The following is an 18,510-nucleotide window of genomic DNA, read 5'->3' as shown; positions in this document are numbered from 1 at the left end:
GCGAGTCCTCGACGTTGGCTTGCCGTTACTGGCCTTGCGGTCGTTCGGCCAGTAACCGCCGAACACGCTGCTCGGTCTCGTCGTAGGCCCCCTCTCCGACATGGCGATAGACGATATGGCCTTGCTGATCGACCAGGTAGATGGCCGGCCAGTAGCGATTGCCATAAGCGTTCCAAATGCGCTCGCTATTATCCACCGCCACGGGCCAAGTGATCCCGAATTGCCCAATGGCTTTCTGCAGTAAGGCGGGATCGCGCTCTTCGTCGAATTCGGGCGTATGCACGCCGACGATGACCAACCCCTTTCCGGCGTACTTCTCATAGAGCGCCTTGGTATGCGGCAGCACGTGGATGCAGTTGATGCACTCTCGCGTCCAGAACTCCACCAGCACCACCTTGCCGCGCAGACCCTCCATGGTCAGCGGAGCCGAGTTGAACCAGCGGTCCGCACCGGCGAAACCGGGCGCCGGCATGCCGACACTAGGGCTCTCGGTGCCGGCCGCGGTTCGGACATTGGGCCAGAACGCAATGAAGACGGCGCTCAGCACGGCCAAGACCGCCGCGATTCGAAGTGATCTCATGATGGTCTGCCTCAAATAAGTGGGCGGCAGTGCGGCGCGCTGCCATTACGCGTATTGGAAGTCCCCGACTTGTCTCGAACGTGTCTGCTTCGACGGCTTTTTGTATCCGTTTGTACGAAAGGAACGTGCAAACGGATGCGCTTGCTCATCGCCGCCGGAGTGCCGACTTTTGTATCGGAACGTATCTGGACCGGGCCGTTACACATTTCGATTCGTTTCGGCGCTTGCCTCGATACAACCGGGATACGCCGCCGCGGTTTCATACACACACCGGCCAGCGCATCGCACCCTCCCGGGCAGGCCGATCACCAAGTCCACTCACCGTACGAATCGCAGGAGATAACCATCATGAATCGCACGCAAATAGCCCTCGCCGGCGTCTTTGCCCTGAGTCTCGCTTGTCTTGCCCCCGTTGCACGCGCGGCGGAGCAGCCGGCGCCATCGCCCGTGGGACAAGCCGCATCGACCGATCCCTGGGGGCCGTTGAAGCATGTCCGCGCCGGCGTGCTCGACGTCGCATATGCCGAGATGGGGCCTGCCGATGGTCCGGTCGTGATTCTTTTGCATGGATGGCCCTATGACATCCACAGCTACGAGCAGGTCGCGCCGGCGCTGGCAGCGAAAGGCTACCGCGTGCTCGTCCCCTACGCACGCGGGTACGGCGAGACGCGCTTCTTGTCCGCCGCCACCGCGCGCAACGGCGAACCCGCGGCATTGGCTCAAGACCTCATCGACTTCATGGACGCGCTTCACATTGAGCAAGCGGAGTTGGGCGGTTTCGACTGGGGTGCGCGCACAGCGGACATCGTCGCGGCACTGTGGCCGCAACGCGTGAAAGCGCTCGTGACGGTGAGCGGCTACTTGATCGGCAGCCAGCAATCCGGCAAGCAGCCGCTGCCGCCGCAAGCCGAGCTGCAGTGGTGGTACCAGTATTATTTCGCCACCGATCGCGGCCGAGTCGGCTACGACACATACCGCCGCGATTTCGCGAAATTGATCTGGCGATTGGCCTCGCCCGAATGGAAGTTCGACGACGCCACGTTCGAGCGCAGCGCTACTGCACTGGACAATCCCGACCAGGTGGCGATTACGGTCCACAACTATCGCTGGCGGCTGGATCTCGCTCAGGGCGAAGCGAAATATGCGGCACTCGAGAGCCGATTAGCCCACTTTCCCTCCGTCACCGTGCCGACGATCGCGCTTGAAGGAGATGCCAACGGCGCGCCGCACCCGCAGCCGGAAGCCTACGCCGAGCGATTCACAGGCAAGTACCAGTTCCGGCTGATCATCGGCGGTATCGGCCATAATTTGCCGGAAGAAGCGCCGCAGGCATTCACGCAAGCCGTGATCGATGCCGGGCGCCTTTGATGCTGGCTAGGGAATGCCGCCTCCACGGCGGCGTCCCTTTCGTGGAGATCAATGCCCGAGCCCGCTCTTCGCGATCTGCTGTTCCACATATTGGGCGAACAATGCGTGCAGATGCGTGGTCGGATGCAAGTCGTCGGCGAACATGTAGGTCTGATCGGCATCAGGCGCCACATAGGTTGCCGGCGAGCACAGCAGTGCCGTCTGATCGGGTGTTTTCGAGGGATCGCAGGCAACGCTCGTATTCGACACGCTGAAGCCATTCGCCTTGAAATTCGCGACCGTCTGATTCACCCACGCGTACGAATCGATTTGGATGACCTTGCCTTGCAGCCCGTCCGTCTGCAGCGCCGCATTCAAGCTATCGTTGAACATCTGCGATAACTGGGTCAGATTGGCGCCGCCATCGGGCTGGCCAATTCCCTTGGGAGACAGCCCCACGTTCGGTACGTTGACGACGACGACATGTGCGGCACCGTTTTGCACGGTCTGCCCCACGACTTGCGCGAGCGCGCTTGCCGCGGTCTGCACCGTCGCCGCGGCGGCCGGGAGCGGCCCCGCGCGAAGCACGTCGTTCGATCCGGCCCAAACCAGCACCAATTGATTCGCGTTGAAACTGCCGTGTGCGGCCAAATAATTCGAAACCTGCTGATTGACCGGCATTTCGATATCGCCGATCACGTCGGTCAAAAAGTTGTAGAGATTCGCCGGCGTCGCGACGGTCGCACCGCCTTCCGCATAGCCCAGGCCACCCTGCGCCTTCAGGTTATGCGCGACGTCGATCGTGTAGGCAGCGGTCAGCGTGTCGCCGTAATACTGAGCGACATCCTGCGACCACACCTGCCCAGGATTCGTCGTGAACCGGCCCCCACCCACTACGCTCGCAATCGGCGCATAGGTACCGACGTCCGATAGGCTGTCGCCGAACGAAACGACTTGTAGCTGAATCCCGCCTGGCGGAGACGCCGTGCCGCTGCCGGCGCCGCTTCCGATGGCGGAGCTTTCTCCCCGTCCGCCACACGCTGCAAGCAATGAAATCGCTGCGGCCAGGATCGCCCTGGACACCTTGTAATGGACTCGCTGCATGGCTCGCCTCCCTCCCGCTACCGGTGCTTTCGGCTCGTCGGGAAAGGTTCGCGTCGGAATCGCGCCGCAGGCGCCTCGGGCCCCCTTTCCGAAGAGGACGCGCGACACGGAATGCAAGGCGTCGCGCTGTGCAGCGAGCATAGTTGGTGCCATCACGCGAATACCGGCTTGGCCCACGGCGTGCCCGGCCGGTCTTGTCAGACGATACCTACAGCACGGCCGCACATCCTACATTCGTCTCCGTAACCGCTGATTTCGCTTGCGTGTGGCGTCGCCCATAGTGAAGTCAACGAACGACGACCGCTCTCAACGCCGTTATCACCTTCAACAACCGGCGGCCGTCGCGGGAGACAGATCATGAAGACCATCCCCTTTCTGACGCATCAGGACATCTTCGACCGGGTCGTCGCGCATCTGCACGAGCAACGCGGCGCCGCGCTGCTGCCGCGAGGCGGCGGAGCGTATCGAGGCAACTGCGGCGGCTGCCCGATCGGGCACTTCATTCGCCCGGCGGATTACTCGAGCGCCATGGAAGGCGTGCCCGTGCGCTATCTGGTCGGCTCCGCACTGAGCCACCCGTCGTACATGGATGCCGGGATCGTTGCGCTGCGCAAAGCGCTGCTGAAGGCGAAGATCAACGTCTATGAGGAACGCACGGTCGCCCTGTTGAGCTGCCTGCAGAATGTCCACGACGCGTTCGGTGTCTGGGAATGGCAAGACCGCCTGCGTTCCATCGCTCGCGAATTCGGTCTTGTGGCGGATCAGCTGAAAGCGGCAGCGTAAAGGAACTCACGACTTCGCGGCCCCGCCCGCCTCGGGGCGAATACGCGACTTCGGCTCGGCCCGATCCCGCATTTCAGCGGATGTCGGAATCGGCGATTTCATTGAACCCGGTGAAGGAGCGTCCTACCATGCGAATCCATCCGCGAAGCTCTCCCGCAAATAGCCGACGAACTGGCTCACTGCCCGCGGCACGTGCGAGGCGTAAGGACGCACGATATAGAGTTGCTCGGCAAACGCGCCGGCCACGCGCCACTCCGGCAGCAGCACCACGAGTCTGCCTGCTTGCACTGCCGCCTGCGCGGTGAAGTCGGGCAGCAAGGCGACCCCCAGATCGTCGAGCGCCGCATCGCGCAGCGTCTCACTGTTGTTTGCGCAAAATTGCCCGCTGATGGGCAGGGTGATGGCCTTCAGCGCGGCCGTTTTGCGCGCCGACCTGGGCGTGAACGACCACGTCGCCGCCCCCGTCGCGCGCGGATAGAACAGACAATCGTGCGAGACGAGATCGTGCGGCGTCTTCGGCGTGCCCCGCTTTCTGAGGTAGCTGCGCGTCGCCACGATCACCGAATGCGTTTCGCACAGTTGCCAAGCCACGTGCGTCTCGGGCGCCGCGGCACTATGGCGTATCGCCAGATCGAATCCTTCCGCCGCAAGCGGAACGAGCCGGTCGGACACTTCCAATTGAATCTTGATCTCGGGATTCGCGCGTAGGAACGCAGGCAGCTTCGGCACCAATTGCTGCCGCGCGAACGCCACGGGTGCCGTCATGCGAACGAGCCCGCGCGCCACGCCCGCAAGTTCTCTGACGCTCGCGAAGCTCGACGCGATCTGCTCATATTGGGCCCGGGTATCGTCGACGAGCCGCTGCCCCGCCTCCGTCAGCCGCACGCTGCGCGTGGTGCGCTGCACCAACGAAATGCCCGCTGCCCGCTCGAGTTCCGAAATGCGCTGGCTCATCGCCGCCTTGCTCACGCCCAAGCGCGCGGCGGCGGCCGTATAGCTACCGTGCTCGGCAAGCATCGTGAGCCAATGCAAGTGCGTCCACAGCCCTTGAATGTTCTGCGTTTCCATCCGCTCATTGTTCGCCATAGAAAACAATGAGTTCAATGATAGCGCCTTTCGCATCTCGCCCGCGGTCCTTACACTGCATTCATTGCCAATCGATGCAAAAGGAGACGTAATGCAAGCCTATGACGACACCGCCGACGTCGGCCATTTCATTCATGGCCAGCGCGTGAGCGGCAGCGGAACGCGCAACCAGCCGGTCTTCAATCCCGCAACGGGCGCGCGCGCCCGCAAGCTGCTGCTCGGCGAGGTTGCCGACGTGCAAGCGGCGGTGGCGAGCGCGAAATCGGCGTTCCCGGCATGGCGCGACACGCCGCCGATCCGCCGCGCACGCGTGCTGCTGCGCTTCCTGGAACTGATGAACAAGCACAGCGACGAGCTGGCGGCCATCATCACGGCCGAGCACGGCAAGGTGTTTTCCGACGCGCAAGGCGAAGTCGCGCGCGGCATCGACGTCATCGAATTTGCCTGCGGCATCCCGCAACTGCTCAAGGGCGACTACACCGATCAGGTGTCGACCGGCATCGACAACTGGACGATGCGCCAGCCGCTCGGCGTCGTGGCCGGCATCACGCCGTTCAATTTCCCCTGCATGGTGCCGTGCTGGATGTTTCCGGTCGCCATTGCGGCCGGCAACTGCTTCGTGCTGAAGCCGAGCGAACGCGATCCGTCGGCCGCGCTGTTCATGGCCGATCTGCTCAAGCAAGCAGGGTTGCCCGATGGTGTGTTCAACGTCGTTCAGGGCGACAAGGTCGCCGTCGATGCCCTGCTCGAGCATCCCGACGTCAAGGCCGTGAGCTTCGTCGGCTCCACGCCGATCGCCAATTACATCTATGAGACCGGCGCCAAGCACGGCAAGCGCGTTCAGGCGCTCGGCGGCGCAAAGAATCATATGGTCGTGATGCCCGACGCCGATCTCGACAAAGCCGTCGATGCGTTGATCGGTGCGGCTTACGGCTCGGCCGGCGAGCGCTGCATGGCGATTTCGGTGGCGCTGCTCGTCGGCGACGTCGCGGACAAGATCGTTCCCCGCCTTGCCGAACGTGCCCGCACGCTCGTGGTCAAGAACGGGATGGAGCCCGATGCCGAGATGGGCCCGATCGTCACGCGCCAAGCGCTCGAACGAATCGAGGGCTACATCGCGGAAGGCGTGAAGGAAGGCGCCACGCTCGTGGTCGACGGGCGCGGCCACAAGGTCGCCGGCCACGAAGACGGCTTCTTCACGGGTGGCACGCTGTTCGACAACGTGACGCCGGGCATGCGCATCTACAAGGAAGAGATTTTCGGTCCCGTGCTCGCGTGCGTGCGCGTCAAGGATTTCTCGGAAGCGATCGATCTGATCAACGCGCACGAGTTCGGCAACGGCGTGTCGTGCTTCACGCGCGACGGCCACATCGCGCGCGAGTTCGGGCGCCGCATCGAAGTGGGCATGGTCGGCATCAACGTGCCGATTCCGGTGCCGATGGCCTGGCACGGCTTCGGCGGCTGGAAGCGCAGCCTGTTCGGCGACACGCATGCGTACGGCGAAGAAGGCGTGCGCTTCTACACGAAGCAAAAGTCGATCATGCAGCGCTGGCCGGAGAGCATCGAGAAGGGCGCGGAGTTCGCGATGCCGACCGCGAAGTAACGAAGGAACGAACGTAACACCTGGGATGCGGGCGGCTCGAAGCCGAGTGGCCTGCGTCCCCTGCCCGCTCGGAGCCGCTCGGCTCCGATTCACGCCTCCCTCCTCCCCCTCGTCATCTCATAGCCGATCGCGCTGAACGCCGAGCGAGCCTGCTCGCTGCACACATGTCATTGCGTTCGTGTAATATACCCCCCTATGCTATATAGGGGGTCCGCCGTGAGCCATACCATCCGGGAAAAGCAAAAGCTCTTGAACCGCGTGCGCCGGATCAAGGGGCAAATCGAGGCGATCGAACGCTCGCTCGAAAGCGAGCGCGGGTGCCTCGACGTCCTACAGCAAATCACGAGTTGCCGCGGGGCCATGAATGGGCTCCTCGCCGTGGTACTCGAGGACCACATCCGTACCCATCTCGTCGATGCCGAACCTCACGACGAACACGGCAGCGGAACCGAGCAACTAATCGAAGTGGTCCACAGCTACTTCAAGTAGATCGAGCAAGAGCGAAACATGACCGACTTCGAGAATGCCGCCTTCGGGGCGGGACACGACCACGTCTTCCTCGGCGCAGGCCACGAGGAAAACGAACGCCGGACCTGGATGGTGATCGCGCTGTGCAGCGCGATGATGGTGGCCGAAATCATCGGCGGCAGCCTGTTTGGCTCATTGGCGCTCGTGGCCGATGGCCTCCATATGTCGACGCATGCGGGCGCAATGCTGATCGCCGCGCTCGCCTACACCTATGCGCGCAAGCATGCGGGCGATGCCCGTTTCGTCTTCGGGACCGGTAAGCTCGGCGATCTCGCGGGCTTCACGAGCGCTATCGCCCTCGCCATGATCGCGCTGCTGATCGGGTATGAAGCCGTGTCACGGTTCATGTCTCCGGTGCCCATCCATTTCGGCGAAGCGATTCCCATCGCCGTGCTCGGCTTGCTCGTCAATCTTGCGAGCGTCTGGCTGTTGAGCGGGGGGCACCATGGGCATGGCCATGGCCATGGCCACGGTCACGGGCATGGTCACGGGCATGCTCACGGCCATGGCCGTGACGGCGAGCACGGTCATGGAGACGATCACGACCATGATCATGATCATGACCACGATGCTCACGCCCACACCGCCTCGCGCGATCACAATCTGCGCTCGGCCTACATTCACGTCATCGCTGACGCGGCCGTTTCCGTGATGGCGATCATCGGGCTGCTGCTGGCGCGTGCGTTCGGCTGGCTCTGGATGGACCCGCTCGCGGGCGTCATCGGCGCCCTCGTCATCGCGAACTGGTCGTGGGGCCTCATGCGCGATACGGGCCGCATCCTGCTCGACATGAACCCCGACCCGCATCTTGCCGAGAACGTCCGTCGCGTCATCGAAGAACACGGCGACAAGATACTGGACCTCCACGTATGGCGCGTCGGCCCTGGCCACATGAGCGCCATCGTCTCGATCGCGACCACCGACGCGCAACGCAGCCCGGGCTTTTACCGCGCCGCACTCGAGCGCTTCAAAGGGTTGTCGCACGTCACGGTGGAAATCAACCGGGCCGCCGTGCAAGCGACGGGTTGAACGGCCACATCCCGGCGCTCGCGCAAACCAAAACGAAAACGAATACAGTGCGCCCACGCACCTTCAATCGGGCCCCGTAAGGCGTAAGATAGGCGAATCGTCCCGTTGCGGACGATGTCCTCTTGATTAAGGAGTTACATCATGAGGCGCCTGTACTTTCTCGTGCCGGATTCGACCACCGCGAAGGCAATCGTCGACGATCTCCTACGCGCTCGCATCACCTGGCAACACATCCACGTCCTCGCCAACCACAGCGTCACGCTCGACAAGCTGCCCGAAGCGTCGTTACTGCAACGCAGCGACGTCGTTCACGCACTCGAGCGCGGCGTCGCACTCGGCGGCGCGACGGGCGCGTTCCTCGGCCTGGTCGCACTGGTGTTTCCCCCGGCGGGCCTCACCATCGCCGGCGGGTCCGTCGTTGCCATGACGCTGGCCGGGGCCGGATTCGGCGCGTGGACGGCCGCGATGATCGGTGTCGATGAACCGAATGCTCGGCTCACTCGGTTTCGCGAAGCCATTCGCGACGGCCAGCTGTTGCTGATGGCCGACGTGCCGGCGTCGCGCGAGCAGGAAATCGAGCAGTTGGTCGCGGGGCACTTTCCGCAAGTCGATGTGCGCGGCGCCGAGCCGACGACACCGATCTTTCCTTGATGGAAGCTCGCCGTAGCCCCCGTCGCAAACGCGCGAACCCTGCGCGGAGATCGATTGCGTAGGAATTCCGTGCGCCGATATCGGCGTTTCATTCTTGCGACGCTTTTGTGCGCTGCCGATCGCATGCACGCACGCACGCAACGATTCACGCAAGGCCGTTGAAAGATTCCGCTCGCCCTTGCCCGACTTGCCTTCCGACGGACGCCGCACCGGCCTCGGCGCGTAAATGCCGAGACGCGGGCACGATCCCCCTTCACCGCAAGCATCGACGTTTCGATGCCGAAACGTCCTGCTGACGAAACGCGCGCCGCGCACGCTCCGTTCGCGCGCAACGCCGCGCCGCGCATGGGCATCACGCCGATGGCACAGGACGTGCTCGGAGCCTATGCATGAACCTCACGATCCCCCACCCGTGAGGAGGAAAAAATGAAATATATTTTGATTGCGATTTTGAGCAGTCCGCTTCTGCTCGCCTATGAGCTAAAGCCCATCGCCATGCAAGAAGCGCTAGGGCAGCTTCTGCACTTCCTGCTGCAACGAATCACGAGTTAATGACGCGCAAGCCTTCTGCGCGTCGAAGATCGGCCGTTCAAAAGTTGAATTGATCGATGTTGCTTGCATCGAACGTGGTGGGCGGCCCGAGAATGACTTCGCCGTCCTTGCCGATCGTGCGCTTGCCGAGCTTGCCTGCCTCGAAGGTCTCGCCCGGTTTCCCCGCAATCGCACCCGACGCGAGATTCGCCGCCGCATAGGCCGCAAGATAGCCGAGTTGGCCCGGGTCCCAGAGCTGGAATGCCTTCACGGTGCCGTTCTTGACGAACTCGCGCATTTGGTTCGGCGTGCCCAAGCCCGTCACCGCCACCTTGCCTTTGCTCGGCGACGACGAGATATAGCGCGCAGCCGCGGCGAGTCCCACCGAGGTCGGCGCAACGATCGCTTTCAAATTCGGATAAGCCTGCAGCAAGCCCTGCGTCTCGACGAACGACTGCTGATCGTCATCGTTGCCGTAGGCGATTTTCACGAGCTTCATCTTGGCGTATTCGGGCTTCTTCAATTCCTCCTTCATCCATTTGATCCACGTGTTCTGATTCGTCGCATTCGGTGTGGCCGACAAAATCGCGAACTCGCCTTCGTTGCCCATCAACTTCGCAACGAGTTGAATCTGGCCGCGGCCGATGCCCTCCGCGTTCGCCTGATTGACGAAGATTTCACGGCCGGCCGGTGCGGTATCCGAATCGAACGTCACGACCTTGATTCCATTGGACATCGCCCGCTTCAGATACGGCACGAGCGCGTTCGGATCGTTGGCGGCAACCACGATCGCATTCACGCGCTGCGTCGTCAGCGTATTGATGTACTGAACCTGCGACGACGCCCCCGCATCGGAAGGGCCGACGACCTTGCCATCGCCGCCGAACTCTTTGATCGCCGCCAGGCCGCCGTTGTCGGCCGTCACTTCATAGGGATTGTTGATCTGCTTGGGCACGAAGGCGATCTTCAACCCTTCCTTGATGCTCGCCGCGCCCGCCGCTTGACCGAATCCAAGCAAAGCACCGATGAGCGTCGCCGCTGCCGCGGCACGCAAAGGTCGTTGCATCATCTGTCTCCTCCTACTCTTTCACTCGAATGGCCGGACATGGCGTCCGGTCTCTTTGATACCGCCCAACCACTGCCATCGCCCGATCGCTCCGATCGCCCCCATCGAGCCGCTCATCCCGTCGCGGAACGCGATGCCACCGCGCGCAGCCTGTCCTTGCGTGCTCGCCAAAGCGCAACTAGATTCGGAATCAGCACGGACGAGAGCAACAGCGCGCCCGTCACGATCGTCAGCGTTTCGCTCGAGACATCGACGAGCGTGAGCGCGTTGCGCAGCACGCCTACGATCAGCAGCGACAACAGCACGCCATACAGCGAGCCGCGTCCACCGAAAATGCTCACGCCGCCGAACAGCACGGCTGCGATCACCGCCAGCTCGAAACCTTCGCCGTTGTCGCCTCGCGCACTCGTAAAGCGCAACGTAAAGACGATGCCGGCAATGGCGCTCATGACACCCGACAAGACGAAGAGCCACAGCTTGATCCTCCGGTCGTCGATACCGGAAAAGCGTGCCGCGGACGCGTTGGCGCCGATGGCGTAGAGCGACCGCCCGAACGGTGTCGCGTGCAGGGCGACACCAAACAGCACCGCACAGGCGATGACGATCGTGAACGGCAGCGGAACGAACGTCGAGCCCAGCGTATTCATGCCGAACGCCGTGTAGGAAGCGGGGAAATCGGCCACGGCTCGATCGCCCAGCAGCACATAAGCGAGGCCGCGGAACAGCGCCAGCGTGCCGATGGTCACGGCAAGCGAGGGCAACTCGAGGCGAACGATGATCCATCCGTTCGCGAACCCTGCGAGCGCACCGCCCGCGATCACGAGCGCGATGGCGGCAGGCATCGGCAGTCCCGCGTGCCAGAGCACGCCCATCAACGCGCTCGATGCACCGAGCACCGACGCCACCGATAGATCGATCTCGCCGGTCACGATGATGAACGTCATCGGCAAAGCCATCAGCGAGATCTCGGTGATGTCGAGCAAGACGTTGCTTAGGTTGCCGCCGCTCAGGAAGAACGAGGACAACAGGCGTCCGAGCAGCAGCGATCCGACGAGAATGACGGCAAGCATCGCTTCCCACGTCGGATGCCAGACGCGCTTATGGGCACCGCCCGTCGTTGCGAGGTCAGTCATGGTCGCGTTTCCTCATCATGCGCTTGGCCATCGAACGCGCCAGCAGCGTATCGAGCGCCACCGCGGCCACGATCAGCGCGCCCTGAATCGCGTGCTCCCAGAACGGAGAAATGCGCAGCACCACGAGCGCGATGTCGATCACGCCGAGCACGAGCGCCCCGAGCGTCGCGCCGAGGATCGTGCCGGAGCCGCCGTTGATCGCCACGCTGCCGACGACGGCGGCAGCCACGACCTGCAGTTCGATGCCCTTCGCCGTGCTCGCATCGACGGTCCCGAAGCGGGCCAGCCACAATGCCCCGGCCAGTCCCGCGATCGCGCCCGACATCACGAATCCCAACATCACGCGGCGCTCGACCTGGATGCCCGCGAGGCGGGCAGCCTCCGGATTCGAACCGATCGCGTAATGCTCGCGTCCGCCGCGAAACTGCTGAAGATAAACGCCGAGGCCGATCAATACGATGGCAGCGATGATCACGAGCGTCGGCATGCCCAGCAGCGTGCCGGTCGCCAGCCGAGAGAACGCGTCGGGCAGGCTGCTCGCGTTGATCTGCCCACCGTTCACCCAGGCATAATCGGCGCCGCGGAAGATGTACAGCGTCGAAAGCGTCGCGACGAGCGAGGGGACACGCCCGAGTGCGACGAGCGCCGCGTTGGCGGAGCCGGCGAGCACGCCGATGCCGACGCCGGCAGCGAGCGCGACGACCACGGGCATATGCGGGAAGGCGACGAACAGCCACCCCACCCCGTACGCGCTGATCCCGACGACCGATCCGATCGACAGATCGATGTGGCGCATCAGCATCACGACGGTCATGCCCGCTGTCAGCAGGCTGACGATGGCCACGTTCAGCAGTACGTCGCGCAGGTTCTGCATGTTCAAGAACTGCGGGCGCGCCATCCCCGTGCATGCGATCAATGCGACGAGAACGATGAAGAGCGCGGCTTCCCGGCGCTTCGTCAGATGCGAGAGCCAGCTCAGGCCTCGCTCTGCGCCGATGAGCGCTTCTCGATGCATGGTGTCCGCTCGAAGGGTCATGCCGCTCGCCCCAAATGAATGTCCGCCTGTCCGAGCGCCGCGCGCATGATCCGCTCCTCGTTTGCGTCCGCGCGCGCGATCTGCGCACTGATTCGCCCCTCGTGCATGACGAGCACGCGGTCGGCCATCCCCAGCACCTCCGGCAATTCGCTCGAGATCATCAGCACCGCCATGCCGTTTCTCACGAGATCGGACAGCACGGCATAGACCTCCGTTTTGGCGCCGACGTCGATGCCGCGCGTCGGTTCGTCGATGATCAACACCTTGGGCTCGGTGGCGAGCCATTTGCCGAGCACGACTTTTTGCTGGTTGCCGCCCGACAGCGTTCCGGCCGGCGCATGCAGATCGCCGGCTTTCAAGCGTAGGCGCGTGCCCCATTCGCGGGCGAGCGACGCCTCGCGCCCGCTCGAAATCAGGCCGAAGCGCGCAAGGCGCCCGAGGACCGTCATCGATGCATTGCGCGCGATGCTCAGTTCTAGGGCGAGGCCCTGCTGCCTGCGATCCTCCGGAACCATGGCAAGCCCGGCCTTGACCGCCTGATCGGGGCGTCCGCCCGCAAGGCGCCGCCCCGCGACCTCGATCACGCCGGCGTCGAGCGGATCGATGCCGAAAATCGCGCGCGCCACTTCGCTGCGCCCCGCCCCCACGAGCCCGGCCAGCGCCACGATTTCGCCCGCTCGCACGTCGAACGACACGTCCTTGAAAACGCCGATTCGCGTGAGCCCGCGTACCGAAAGCTGGACCTCGCCCGGCGCGACGTCCGCCTTCGGGTAGAACGTCGCCAAATCGCGCCCGACCATCTTGGCCACGATGCTCGCCGTCGTCAGATCGGCCGTGGGCGCGTCGAACACCTTCGCGCCGTCACGCATGATCGTGACGTGCTGCGTCAACGCGAACACTTCCTCGAGCCGGTGCGTGATGAACAAGATCGCCGCACCGCGTTCGCGCAGCGTTCGCACGATCGTGAACAGCCGTTCCACCTCGGGCAGCGACAACGCGGCCGTCGGCTCGTCCATGATCAGCACGTTTGCGTTCAGCGACAGCGCCTTGGCGATTTCGATCACCTGCTGATCGGCGATCGACAAACCGCGCACGAGTTGACGAGGCTGCAGATTGACGCCGAGCGAAGCGAGCAGGCTCGCCACCTCGCGGTGCATCGCTTCATGATCGATCCGGCCGAACCGATCGGCCGGCTGACGGCCCATGTAGATGTTCTCGGCGATCGATAAATCGAAGAACAGCGTCGGCTCCTGATAGATCACGGCAATGCCGGCCTCGCGCGCATCCGCAGGCGACGCGAAGCGCCGCGCCACCCCATCGACTTCCAATTCGCCCGTGTCGGGAGCGTGCACGCCGGCCAGGACTTTTACGAGCGTCGATTTGCCCGCGCCGTTCTCGCCGAGCAGCGCGTGCACCTCGCCCGGCATCAGCGCGAGATCGCCGTCGATCAGCGCACGCACCTGCCCGAACGATTTGCTCGCCCCTCGCAACGCTAGACGCGGCACCGGCCGCGCCGTCTCGCTCGTCTCCACACTCGTCTCCATCGTCTTGCGCCGGCTGCGGCGCTAACTCGTGCCCTCGACGCCGTCCCCGCTGCGCGAGTGCCGACGCTAAATGCGGTAAATGCGCTCGGCATTGCCGCGAAACAGTGCGGCACGCTCGCTGGCGCTCGCGCCCGCGACGATGCGCGCGTAGGCCTGCCACAGCGCCTCGTAAGTGCCGAACAATCGATCCACCGGGAAATTCGAGGCGAACATGGCGCGCTCGGTGCCGAACGCGTCGATCGTCTCGAGCACATAGGGTCTCAGGCTCTCTACCGTCCAAAGATGATCGAACATCGCGAGGCCGCTGATCTTCACCGCCACGTTCGGGCATGCCGACAGCAGCCTCAACCCGTCGCGCCATGCACGAAATCCAGCCACGCTGTCGCGATCGACGAACATGCCGGCATGGTTCAGCACGAATTGCGTCCGAGCATTACGGTGCGCGAGTTCCGCAGCCTCCCGCATTTGCGACGGATAAATTTGCAGATCGAACGAGAGCCCGTAGCGAGCAAGCAGCTTGAAGTTCTCCTGCCAAACGGCATCGCGCATGAAATGCCGATCGACGTAGCCGTAGAGCGGATCGTGATGCACGTTCAGGATCTGCCGGATGCCGCGCACGTTGGCGAACGACGCATGCGCCGCCAGCGTCGCCTCGGCATCGGGCGCACTGAGATCCGCCCAGGCGACGATCCCGTTCGGCAACGCGCGGCGCGTGCCGTCGGCTTCGCCCGCTGCCTCGGCGAGCGATTGCAGCCAGCGTGTTTCTTCGACCGGTTGCGCGGGATCGTGGTTCGCCTCGACGTGCACGACCTTCAATACGTCGATCGCACCGGCCTGCGCGAGCAGCGTCTCAGGCAAGTAGTCGTGCTTCAGCGACGCGGCATCGCCGACGAACGACGTGCCGGGATGGGCCAGCCACGGATAGTGATGGGTTCGCAGGTCCCAGAAATGCACGTGCGGATCGACCACTTGCATGGCGGCACTCGTCTCCATCTGCGTGTCTCCATCCATTCTCGAGCCTTTGTCGTTCGCATGACGGCGGCGTATGGCAGGGACTATAATTCGCCGACCGATAACGAACCAATCCGTTCTCATGATTGGGTGATCCAGAAAGCGAATCACTTCATGACACCGCAGGCTGCCGCCCTTTCGCTCGTCAACCGCCTCAAGTTCAAGCATCTTGCGCTGCTAGTCGCGCTCGACGACGTGCGCAACGTGCACCAGGCAGCCGATCGGATCAACGTCGCGCAACCGAGCGCGAGCCGCATGCTGGCGGACATCGAGGAGGCGTTCGGCTTCCAGCTTTTCGAGCGCAATGCACGCGGCATGACACCGACCGCGCTCGGCGCCGTCGTGCTCGCTTACGCCCGCCGCGCGCTCGCCGAGTTGACCCGCTTCGCCGAGGATCTCGACGTCAAGCGCCGTGGCGGCCACGGCCAACTGACGGTGGGCGCGATCATGGGCGCGGCGCCCGACGTGCTGGCACTGGCCGTCGCCGCCCTCAAAACGGAACGGCCGCGGCTGAATCTGCGCATTCTCGGCGAAACGAGCGACCAAATCGTCGGGCTGCTCTACCGGCGCGAAGTCGATCTCGCGCTGGCTCGCCTCACCACGTCGCTACAGCACAACGATTTCAATTTCGAGCCGCTCGCGCGGGAACCGCTGCTGCTCGTCGTGCGAAGCCGTCATCCGCTCGCGCGGCGCGAGTCCGTTTCGCTCGCGGAACTCGTCGAATGGCCTTGGGTCGCACAACCCGTCACGAGCCCGGCGCGCGTGCTGTTCGAAGAAGAGCTCGCGCGAGCCGGCCTCAATACGCCCTCGAATCTGACCGAATGCGGCTCGATCTTCGCCACGCTGCAACTCGTCGGCACGTTCGACGCGATTGCGATGCTGCCCGAATCGGTCGTGCGCGACCACGTCCGCGGCAAACTGCTCATCCCCCTGCCGATCGAAATCGGCAAAAGCCTGCCCGGCTACGGCATTCTGACGCGCAAGGAAGAGGCACTGCCCGAAGCCGCGCATCACTTCGTCAGCCTGCTGCGGCGCTTCTCTCAACCAATCGCCGATGCCCCCCTCGCTGCCCGGTCATTGAAGGTTGACGAATAAGCCGCCGTCCACCAGCAGCGCCGCCCCCGTCACATAGCGGGCCATATCCGAGGCGAGAAACACCACGCAGTCGGCCACTTCGTCCGGCGCGCCGAGCCTACCCAGGGCAATCCGCCGCTCGAAATAGGCGCGCTTGTCCGCGTCGGCGAGATCATCGGCGTTCAGATCGGTCGCAATGGTCCCGGGCATCACCGAATTGCAACGGATGCCGAACGGCCCCAACGCAATCGCGCACGATTGCATCAAGGAATGGACGCCGGCCTTCGTCGGCGTGTAGTGCGTCTGCATGCCGCCGCCGACGAGCGCACTGATCGAACTCGTGGCGACGATCGCCCCGCCCGTCCCCTGTTCCTTCATCTGTCGCGCCACCGCTTGCGTGACATAGAACGCGCCGTTCAAATTGACACCGATCGTTCGCTCCAGCACCGAAGGCGGCATGTCGAGGAATGCATGAAACGGGCAAACGCCTGCATTGCTCGCGAGCACGTCGACCTTGCCGAACGCGTCCACCGCGTGCCGCACGAGATCGATGCCCGTCTGCGGCAGCGCGACGTTTCCTTCGACCGCGATGGCCCGCCGGCCGCGCGCTTCGATTTCCGCCACGACCTCGTCGATTGCCGAACGCTTTCCATACGACGCGTCGTTCTCTCCCCAGTAGTTGATCACGACGTCCGCCCCCTCGCGCGCAAAGGCAAGCGCAATCGCCCGCCCGATGCCGCGCGAGCCGCCGGTCACGATCGCCACTTTGTTTTCCAGCAGCACTTTGGACTCCTTACTGTCGCTTGTTTCCGGTTGCCACATCGGCGGCCCGCGCCGGCGGCGTCAGCACGCTCAGTGTGTATAGGGACGCGCGAGCGGACACTCGGGATCGAGCCGCACGCCGAACCCCGGCGTCTCGGGCACCTTCATTCGCCCGTTGACCGGTACGGGTTCGTCGAGCAGCAACGGCGTGAACATCGGGACGACGCGATCGGCCTCGGGCGCCATCATCAAGAACTCGGAGAATGGCGAGTTGTGCCGCGTCACGACGAAATGGTAGCTGTAGACCGACGAGCCGTGCGGCACGACCATCACGTTGTGCGCATCGGCCAGCGCGGAGATCTTGATCAGCTCGGTCAAGCCGCCGCACCAGCCGACGTCGGGTTGAATCAGATCGCAGCAGCCCATTTCGAGCAGCATGCGGAACCCCCAGCGCGTCGCCTCGTGCTCTCCGGTCGACACCATCATGCCGCGCGGCACGTTGCGCCGCAGCTGAGCATAGCCCCAGTAGTCATCGGGCGGCAGGCATTCTTCTATCCATTTGAGCCCGTATTCGTGCGCCGCGTGCGCGAAGCGCGTGGCATACGGCACGTCGAGGCTCATCCAGCAGTCGTACATGAGCCAGAAATCGTCGCCGACGCGCTCGCGCATCCGCGCGAGCGTATCCAAGTTCTTGCGCAGCCCCTCCTCGCCCTCCGCGGGACAGTGCAACAGCGGCAGCTTGCCGCCGATGAAGCCCATCTCCTTGGCGAGATCGGGCCGCGCACCCGTCGCATAGAAGACGAGTTCGTCGCGCACCGGGCCGCCCAACAATTGAAAGACGGGCTCCTGCCGCACTTTGCCGAGCAAATCCCAAAGCGCGAGGTCGACGCCGGAAATCGTATTGAGCACGATGCCTTTGCGTCCGTAATAGAGCGTCGCGTAGTACATCTGGTCCCACATCGTTTCGACGTCGGTGACCGGGCGCCCCTCCAGAAAGCGGGCGAGATGCTTCTCGACGATGAAAGCGCCGATCTCGCCGCCCGTCGTCACCGCGAAGCCGACGCTGCCGTCGCTCGCCTCGATCTCGACGACGAGCGTACCGAGTACGTTGATCCCGAACGAGCGCCGCGATTGGCGATACTCGGGGTAGCGCGCCATCGGCGTCGCAATGTGATCGTCGATCCAATGCCCGTCGGACTGATCGTGATAGTCCGCGCCGCCGCCGCGTACCGTGAACGCGCGCACCTGTTTGATCGTTGGCATGCCCATGAAGGAAGCTCCCTATCAGTATGTGGCGCGTCCGCCCGATAGATCGAATACCGCTCCCGTGCTGAATGCGCAGTCTTCCGAAGCGAGCCAGAGGATCATGGACGCGGCCTCCTCGGGCAGCAGAAAGCGATTCATCGGGATCTTCGCGAGCATGTAGTCGATATGCTCCTGCGACATCGAATCGAAAATCTCCGTCTTCGCCGCAGCCGGCGTGACGGCGTTGACGAGGATGTTGCGTTTGGCGAGCTCCTTGCCGAGCGACTTCGTCAATCCGATCAAGCCCGCCTTCGACGCACTGTAGTGCGAGGCATTCGGGTTGCCCTCCTTGCCGGCCACCGAAGCGATGTTGACGATGCGGCCGTAGCCGCGCTCG

Annotated in this window: 19 protein-coding genes; 8 read left to right on the top strand and 11 right to left on the bottom strand. The window is 63.8% G+C overall.

The annotated features are described in order from the left end of the window. Nucleotides 1–25: 25 nt before the first annotated feature. A complete protein-coding gene (locus ACTHNZ_RS20330; RefSeq protein ID WP_440544388.1) occupies nucleotides 26–583 on the bottom strand; it encodes a redoxin family protein in 558 nt (185 codons plus the stop codon). A 345-nt stretch (nucleotides 584–928) separates the two neighbouring features. Here ACTHNZ_RS20330 and ACTHNZ_RS20325 point away from each other — a divergent pair, with 345 nt between their 5' ends. Then, the gene (locus ACTHNZ_RS20325; protein WP_440544374.1) at nucleotides 929–1,948 is read left to right on the top strand and encodes an alpha/beta fold hydrolase; all 1,020 of its coding nucleotides are present in this window, start codon (nucleotides 929–931) and stop codon (nucleotides 1,946–1,948) included. A 48-nt stretch (nucleotides 1,949–1,996) separates the two neighbouring features. On the opposite strand, the gene ACTHNZ_RS20320 is transcribed toward ACTHNZ_RS20325, so the two are convergent. Beyond that, a complete protein-coding gene (locus ACTHNZ_RS20320; protein ID WP_440544373.1) occupies nucleotides 1,997–3,031 on the bottom strand; it encodes an SGNH/GDSL hydrolase family protein in 1,035 nt (344 codons plus the stop codon). Between the two features lie 357 nt (nucleotides 3,032–3,388). On the opposite strand from ACTHNZ_RS20320, the gene ACTHNZ_RS20315 reads away from it, so the two are divergent. After that, a complete protein-coding gene (locus ACTHNZ_RS20315) occupies nucleotides 3,389–3,814 on the top strand; it encodes a hypothetical protein (protein WP_440544372.1) in 426 nt (141 codons plus the stop codon). Between the two features lie 123 nt (nucleotides 3,815–3,937). Here the strand turns inward: ACTHNZ_RS20315 and ACTHNZ_RS20310 are convergent, their stop codons facing one another. Continuing rightward, a complete protein-coding gene (locus ACTHNZ_RS20310) occupies nucleotides 3,938–4,882 on the bottom strand; it encodes a LysR family transcriptional regulator (protein ID WP_440544371.1) in 945 nt (314 codons plus the stop codon). A gap of 109 nt (nucleotides 4,883–4,991) precedes the next feature. On the opposite strand from ACTHNZ_RS20310, the gene ACTHNZ_RS20305 reads away from it, so the two are divergent. The 5 genes from ACTHNZ_RS20305 (at nucleotide 4,992) to ACTHNZ_RS20285 (ending at nucleotide 9,263) form a co-directional block, all read left to right on the top strand. Further along, the gene (locus tag ACTHNZ_RS20305; RefSeq protein ID WP_440544370.1) at nucleotides 4,992–6,503 is read left to right on the top strand and encodes a CoA-acylating methylmalonate-semialdehyde dehydrogenase; all 1,512 of its coding nucleotides are present in this window, start codon (nucleotides 4,992–4,994) and stop codon (nucleotides 6,501–6,503) included. A gap of 216 nt (nucleotides 6,504–6,719) precedes the next feature. After that, the gene (locus tag ACTHNZ_RS20300; RefSeq protein ID WP_440544369.1) at nucleotides 6,720–6,992 is read left to right on the top strand and encodes a metal/formaldehyde-sensitive transcriptional repressor; all 273 of its coding nucleotides are present in this window, start codon (nucleotides 6,720–6,722) and stop codon (nucleotides 6,990–6,992) included. A gap of 18 nt (nucleotides 6,993–7,010) precedes the next feature. After that, nucleotides 7,011–8,060: a CDF family Co(II)/Ni(II) efflux transporter DmeF gene (gene dmeF, locus ACTHNZ_RS20295; RefSeq protein WP_440544368.1), complete on the top strand. Its 1,050-nt coding sequence runs from the start codon at nucleotides 7,011–7,013 to the stop codon at nucleotides 8,058–8,060. Nucleotides 8,061–8,201: 141 nt separating this feature from the next. After that, nucleotides 8,202–8,711, top strand: coding sequence for a DUF1269 domain-containing protein (locus ACTHNZ_RS20290; RefSeq protein WP_440544367.1), 510 nt, complete (start codon nucleotides 8,202–8,204; stop codon nucleotides 8,709–8,711). A 426-nt stretch (nucleotides 8,712–9,137) separates the two neighbouring features. After that, complete coding sequence (locus tag ACTHNZ_RS20285; protein WP_440544366.1) at nucleotides 9,138–9,263, top strand: hypothetical protein; 126 nt, start codon at nucleotides 9,138–9,140, stop codon at nucleotides 9,261–9,263. Nucleotides 9,264–9,300: 37 nt separating this feature from the next. On the opposite strand, the gene rhaS is transcribed toward ACTHNZ_RS20285, so the two are convergent. The 5 genes from rhaS to ACTHNZ_RS20260 form a co-directional block, all read right to left on the bottom strand. After that, complete coding sequence (gene rhaS / locus ACTHNZ_RS20280; protein WP_440544387.1) at nucleotides 9,301–10,308, bottom strand: rhamnose ABC transporter substrate-binding protein; 1,008 nt, start codon at nucleotides 10,306–10,308, stop codon at nucleotides 9,301–9,303. Between the two features lie 113 nt (nucleotides 10,309–10,421). Continuing rightward, the gene (locus tag ACTHNZ_RS20275) at nucleotides 10,422–11,378 is read right to left on the bottom strand and encodes an ABC transporter permease (RefSeq protein ID WP_440544386.1); all 957 of its coding nucleotides are present in this window, start codon (nucleotides 11,376–11,378) and stop codon (nucleotides 10,422–10,424) included. A gap of 55 nt (nucleotides 11,379–11,433) precedes the next feature. Beyond that, nucleotides 11,434–12,456: an ABC transporter permease gene (locus ACTHNZ_RS20270; protein ID WP_440544365.1), complete on the bottom strand. Its 1,023-nt coding sequence runs from the start codon at nucleotides 12,454–12,456 to the stop codon at nucleotides 11,434–11,436. A gap of 17 nt (nucleotides 12,457–12,473) precedes the next feature. Continuing rightward, on the bottom strand, nucleotides 12,474–14,021 hold the full coding sequence (locus ACTHNZ_RS20265; RefSeq protein WP_440544364.1) for a sugar ABC transporter ATP-binding protein: 1,548 nt from the start codon (nucleotides 14,019–14,021) through the stop codon (nucleotides 12,474–12,476). A gap of 66 nt (nucleotides 14,022–14,087) precedes the next feature. Then, nucleotides 14,088–14,996, bottom strand: coding sequence for an amidohydrolase family protein (locus tag ACTHNZ_RS20260; protein WP_440544385.1), 909 nt, complete (start codon nucleotides 14,994–14,996; stop codon nucleotides 14,088–14,090). A gap of 150 nt (nucleotides 14,997–15,146) precedes the next feature. On the opposite strand from ACTHNZ_RS20260, the gene ACTHNZ_RS20255 reads away from it, so the two are divergent. Then, nucleotides 15,147–16,127, top strand: a complete 981-nt coding sequence (locus ACTHNZ_RS20255; RefSeq protein WP_440544363.1) for a LysR family transcriptional regulator — start codon at nucleotides 15,147–15,149, stop codon at nucleotides 16,125–16,127. Here the strand turns inward: ACTHNZ_RS20255 and ACTHNZ_RS20250 are convergent. The 3 genes from ACTHNZ_RS20250 to ACTHNZ_RS20240 form a co-directional block, all read right to left on the bottom strand. Further along, nucleotides 16,107–16,889 carry an SDR family NAD(P)-dependent oxidoreductase gene (locus tag ACTHNZ_RS20250; protein WP_440544362.1) on the bottom strand — a complete coding sequence of 261 codons (783 nt, stop codon included), beginning with the start codon at nucleotides 16,887–16,889 and terminating at the stop codon, nucleotides 16,107–16,109. The genes ACTHNZ_RS20255 and ACTHNZ_RS20250 overlap by 21 nt on opposite strands. A gap of 69 nt (nucleotides 16,890–16,958) precedes the next feature. After that, nucleotides 16,959–18,137 carry an L-rhamnonate dehydratase gene (rhmD, locus tag ACTHNZ_RS20245; RefSeq protein ID WP_440544361.1) on the bottom strand — a complete coding sequence of 393 codons (1,179 nt, stop codon included), beginning with the start codon at nucleotides 18,135–18,137 and terminating at the stop codon, nucleotides 16,959–16,961. A 15-nt stretch (nucleotides 18,138–18,152) separates the two neighbouring features. Then, a partial coding sequence (locus ACTHNZ_RS20240) for an SDR family oxidoreductase (protein WP_440544360.1) occupies nucleotides 18,153–18,510 on the bottom strand: 358 nt, incomplete at its 5' end.

The organism is Trinickia sp. (assembly GCF_051953955.1).
In the GTDB taxonomy this organism is placed as follows: domain Bacteria; phylum Pseudomonadota; class Gammaproteobacteria; order Burkholderiales; family Burkholderiaceae; genus Trinickia.
Note: the sequence above shows the minus strand (reverse complement) of the source record. Positions and strands in the feature narration are given on the sequence as shown.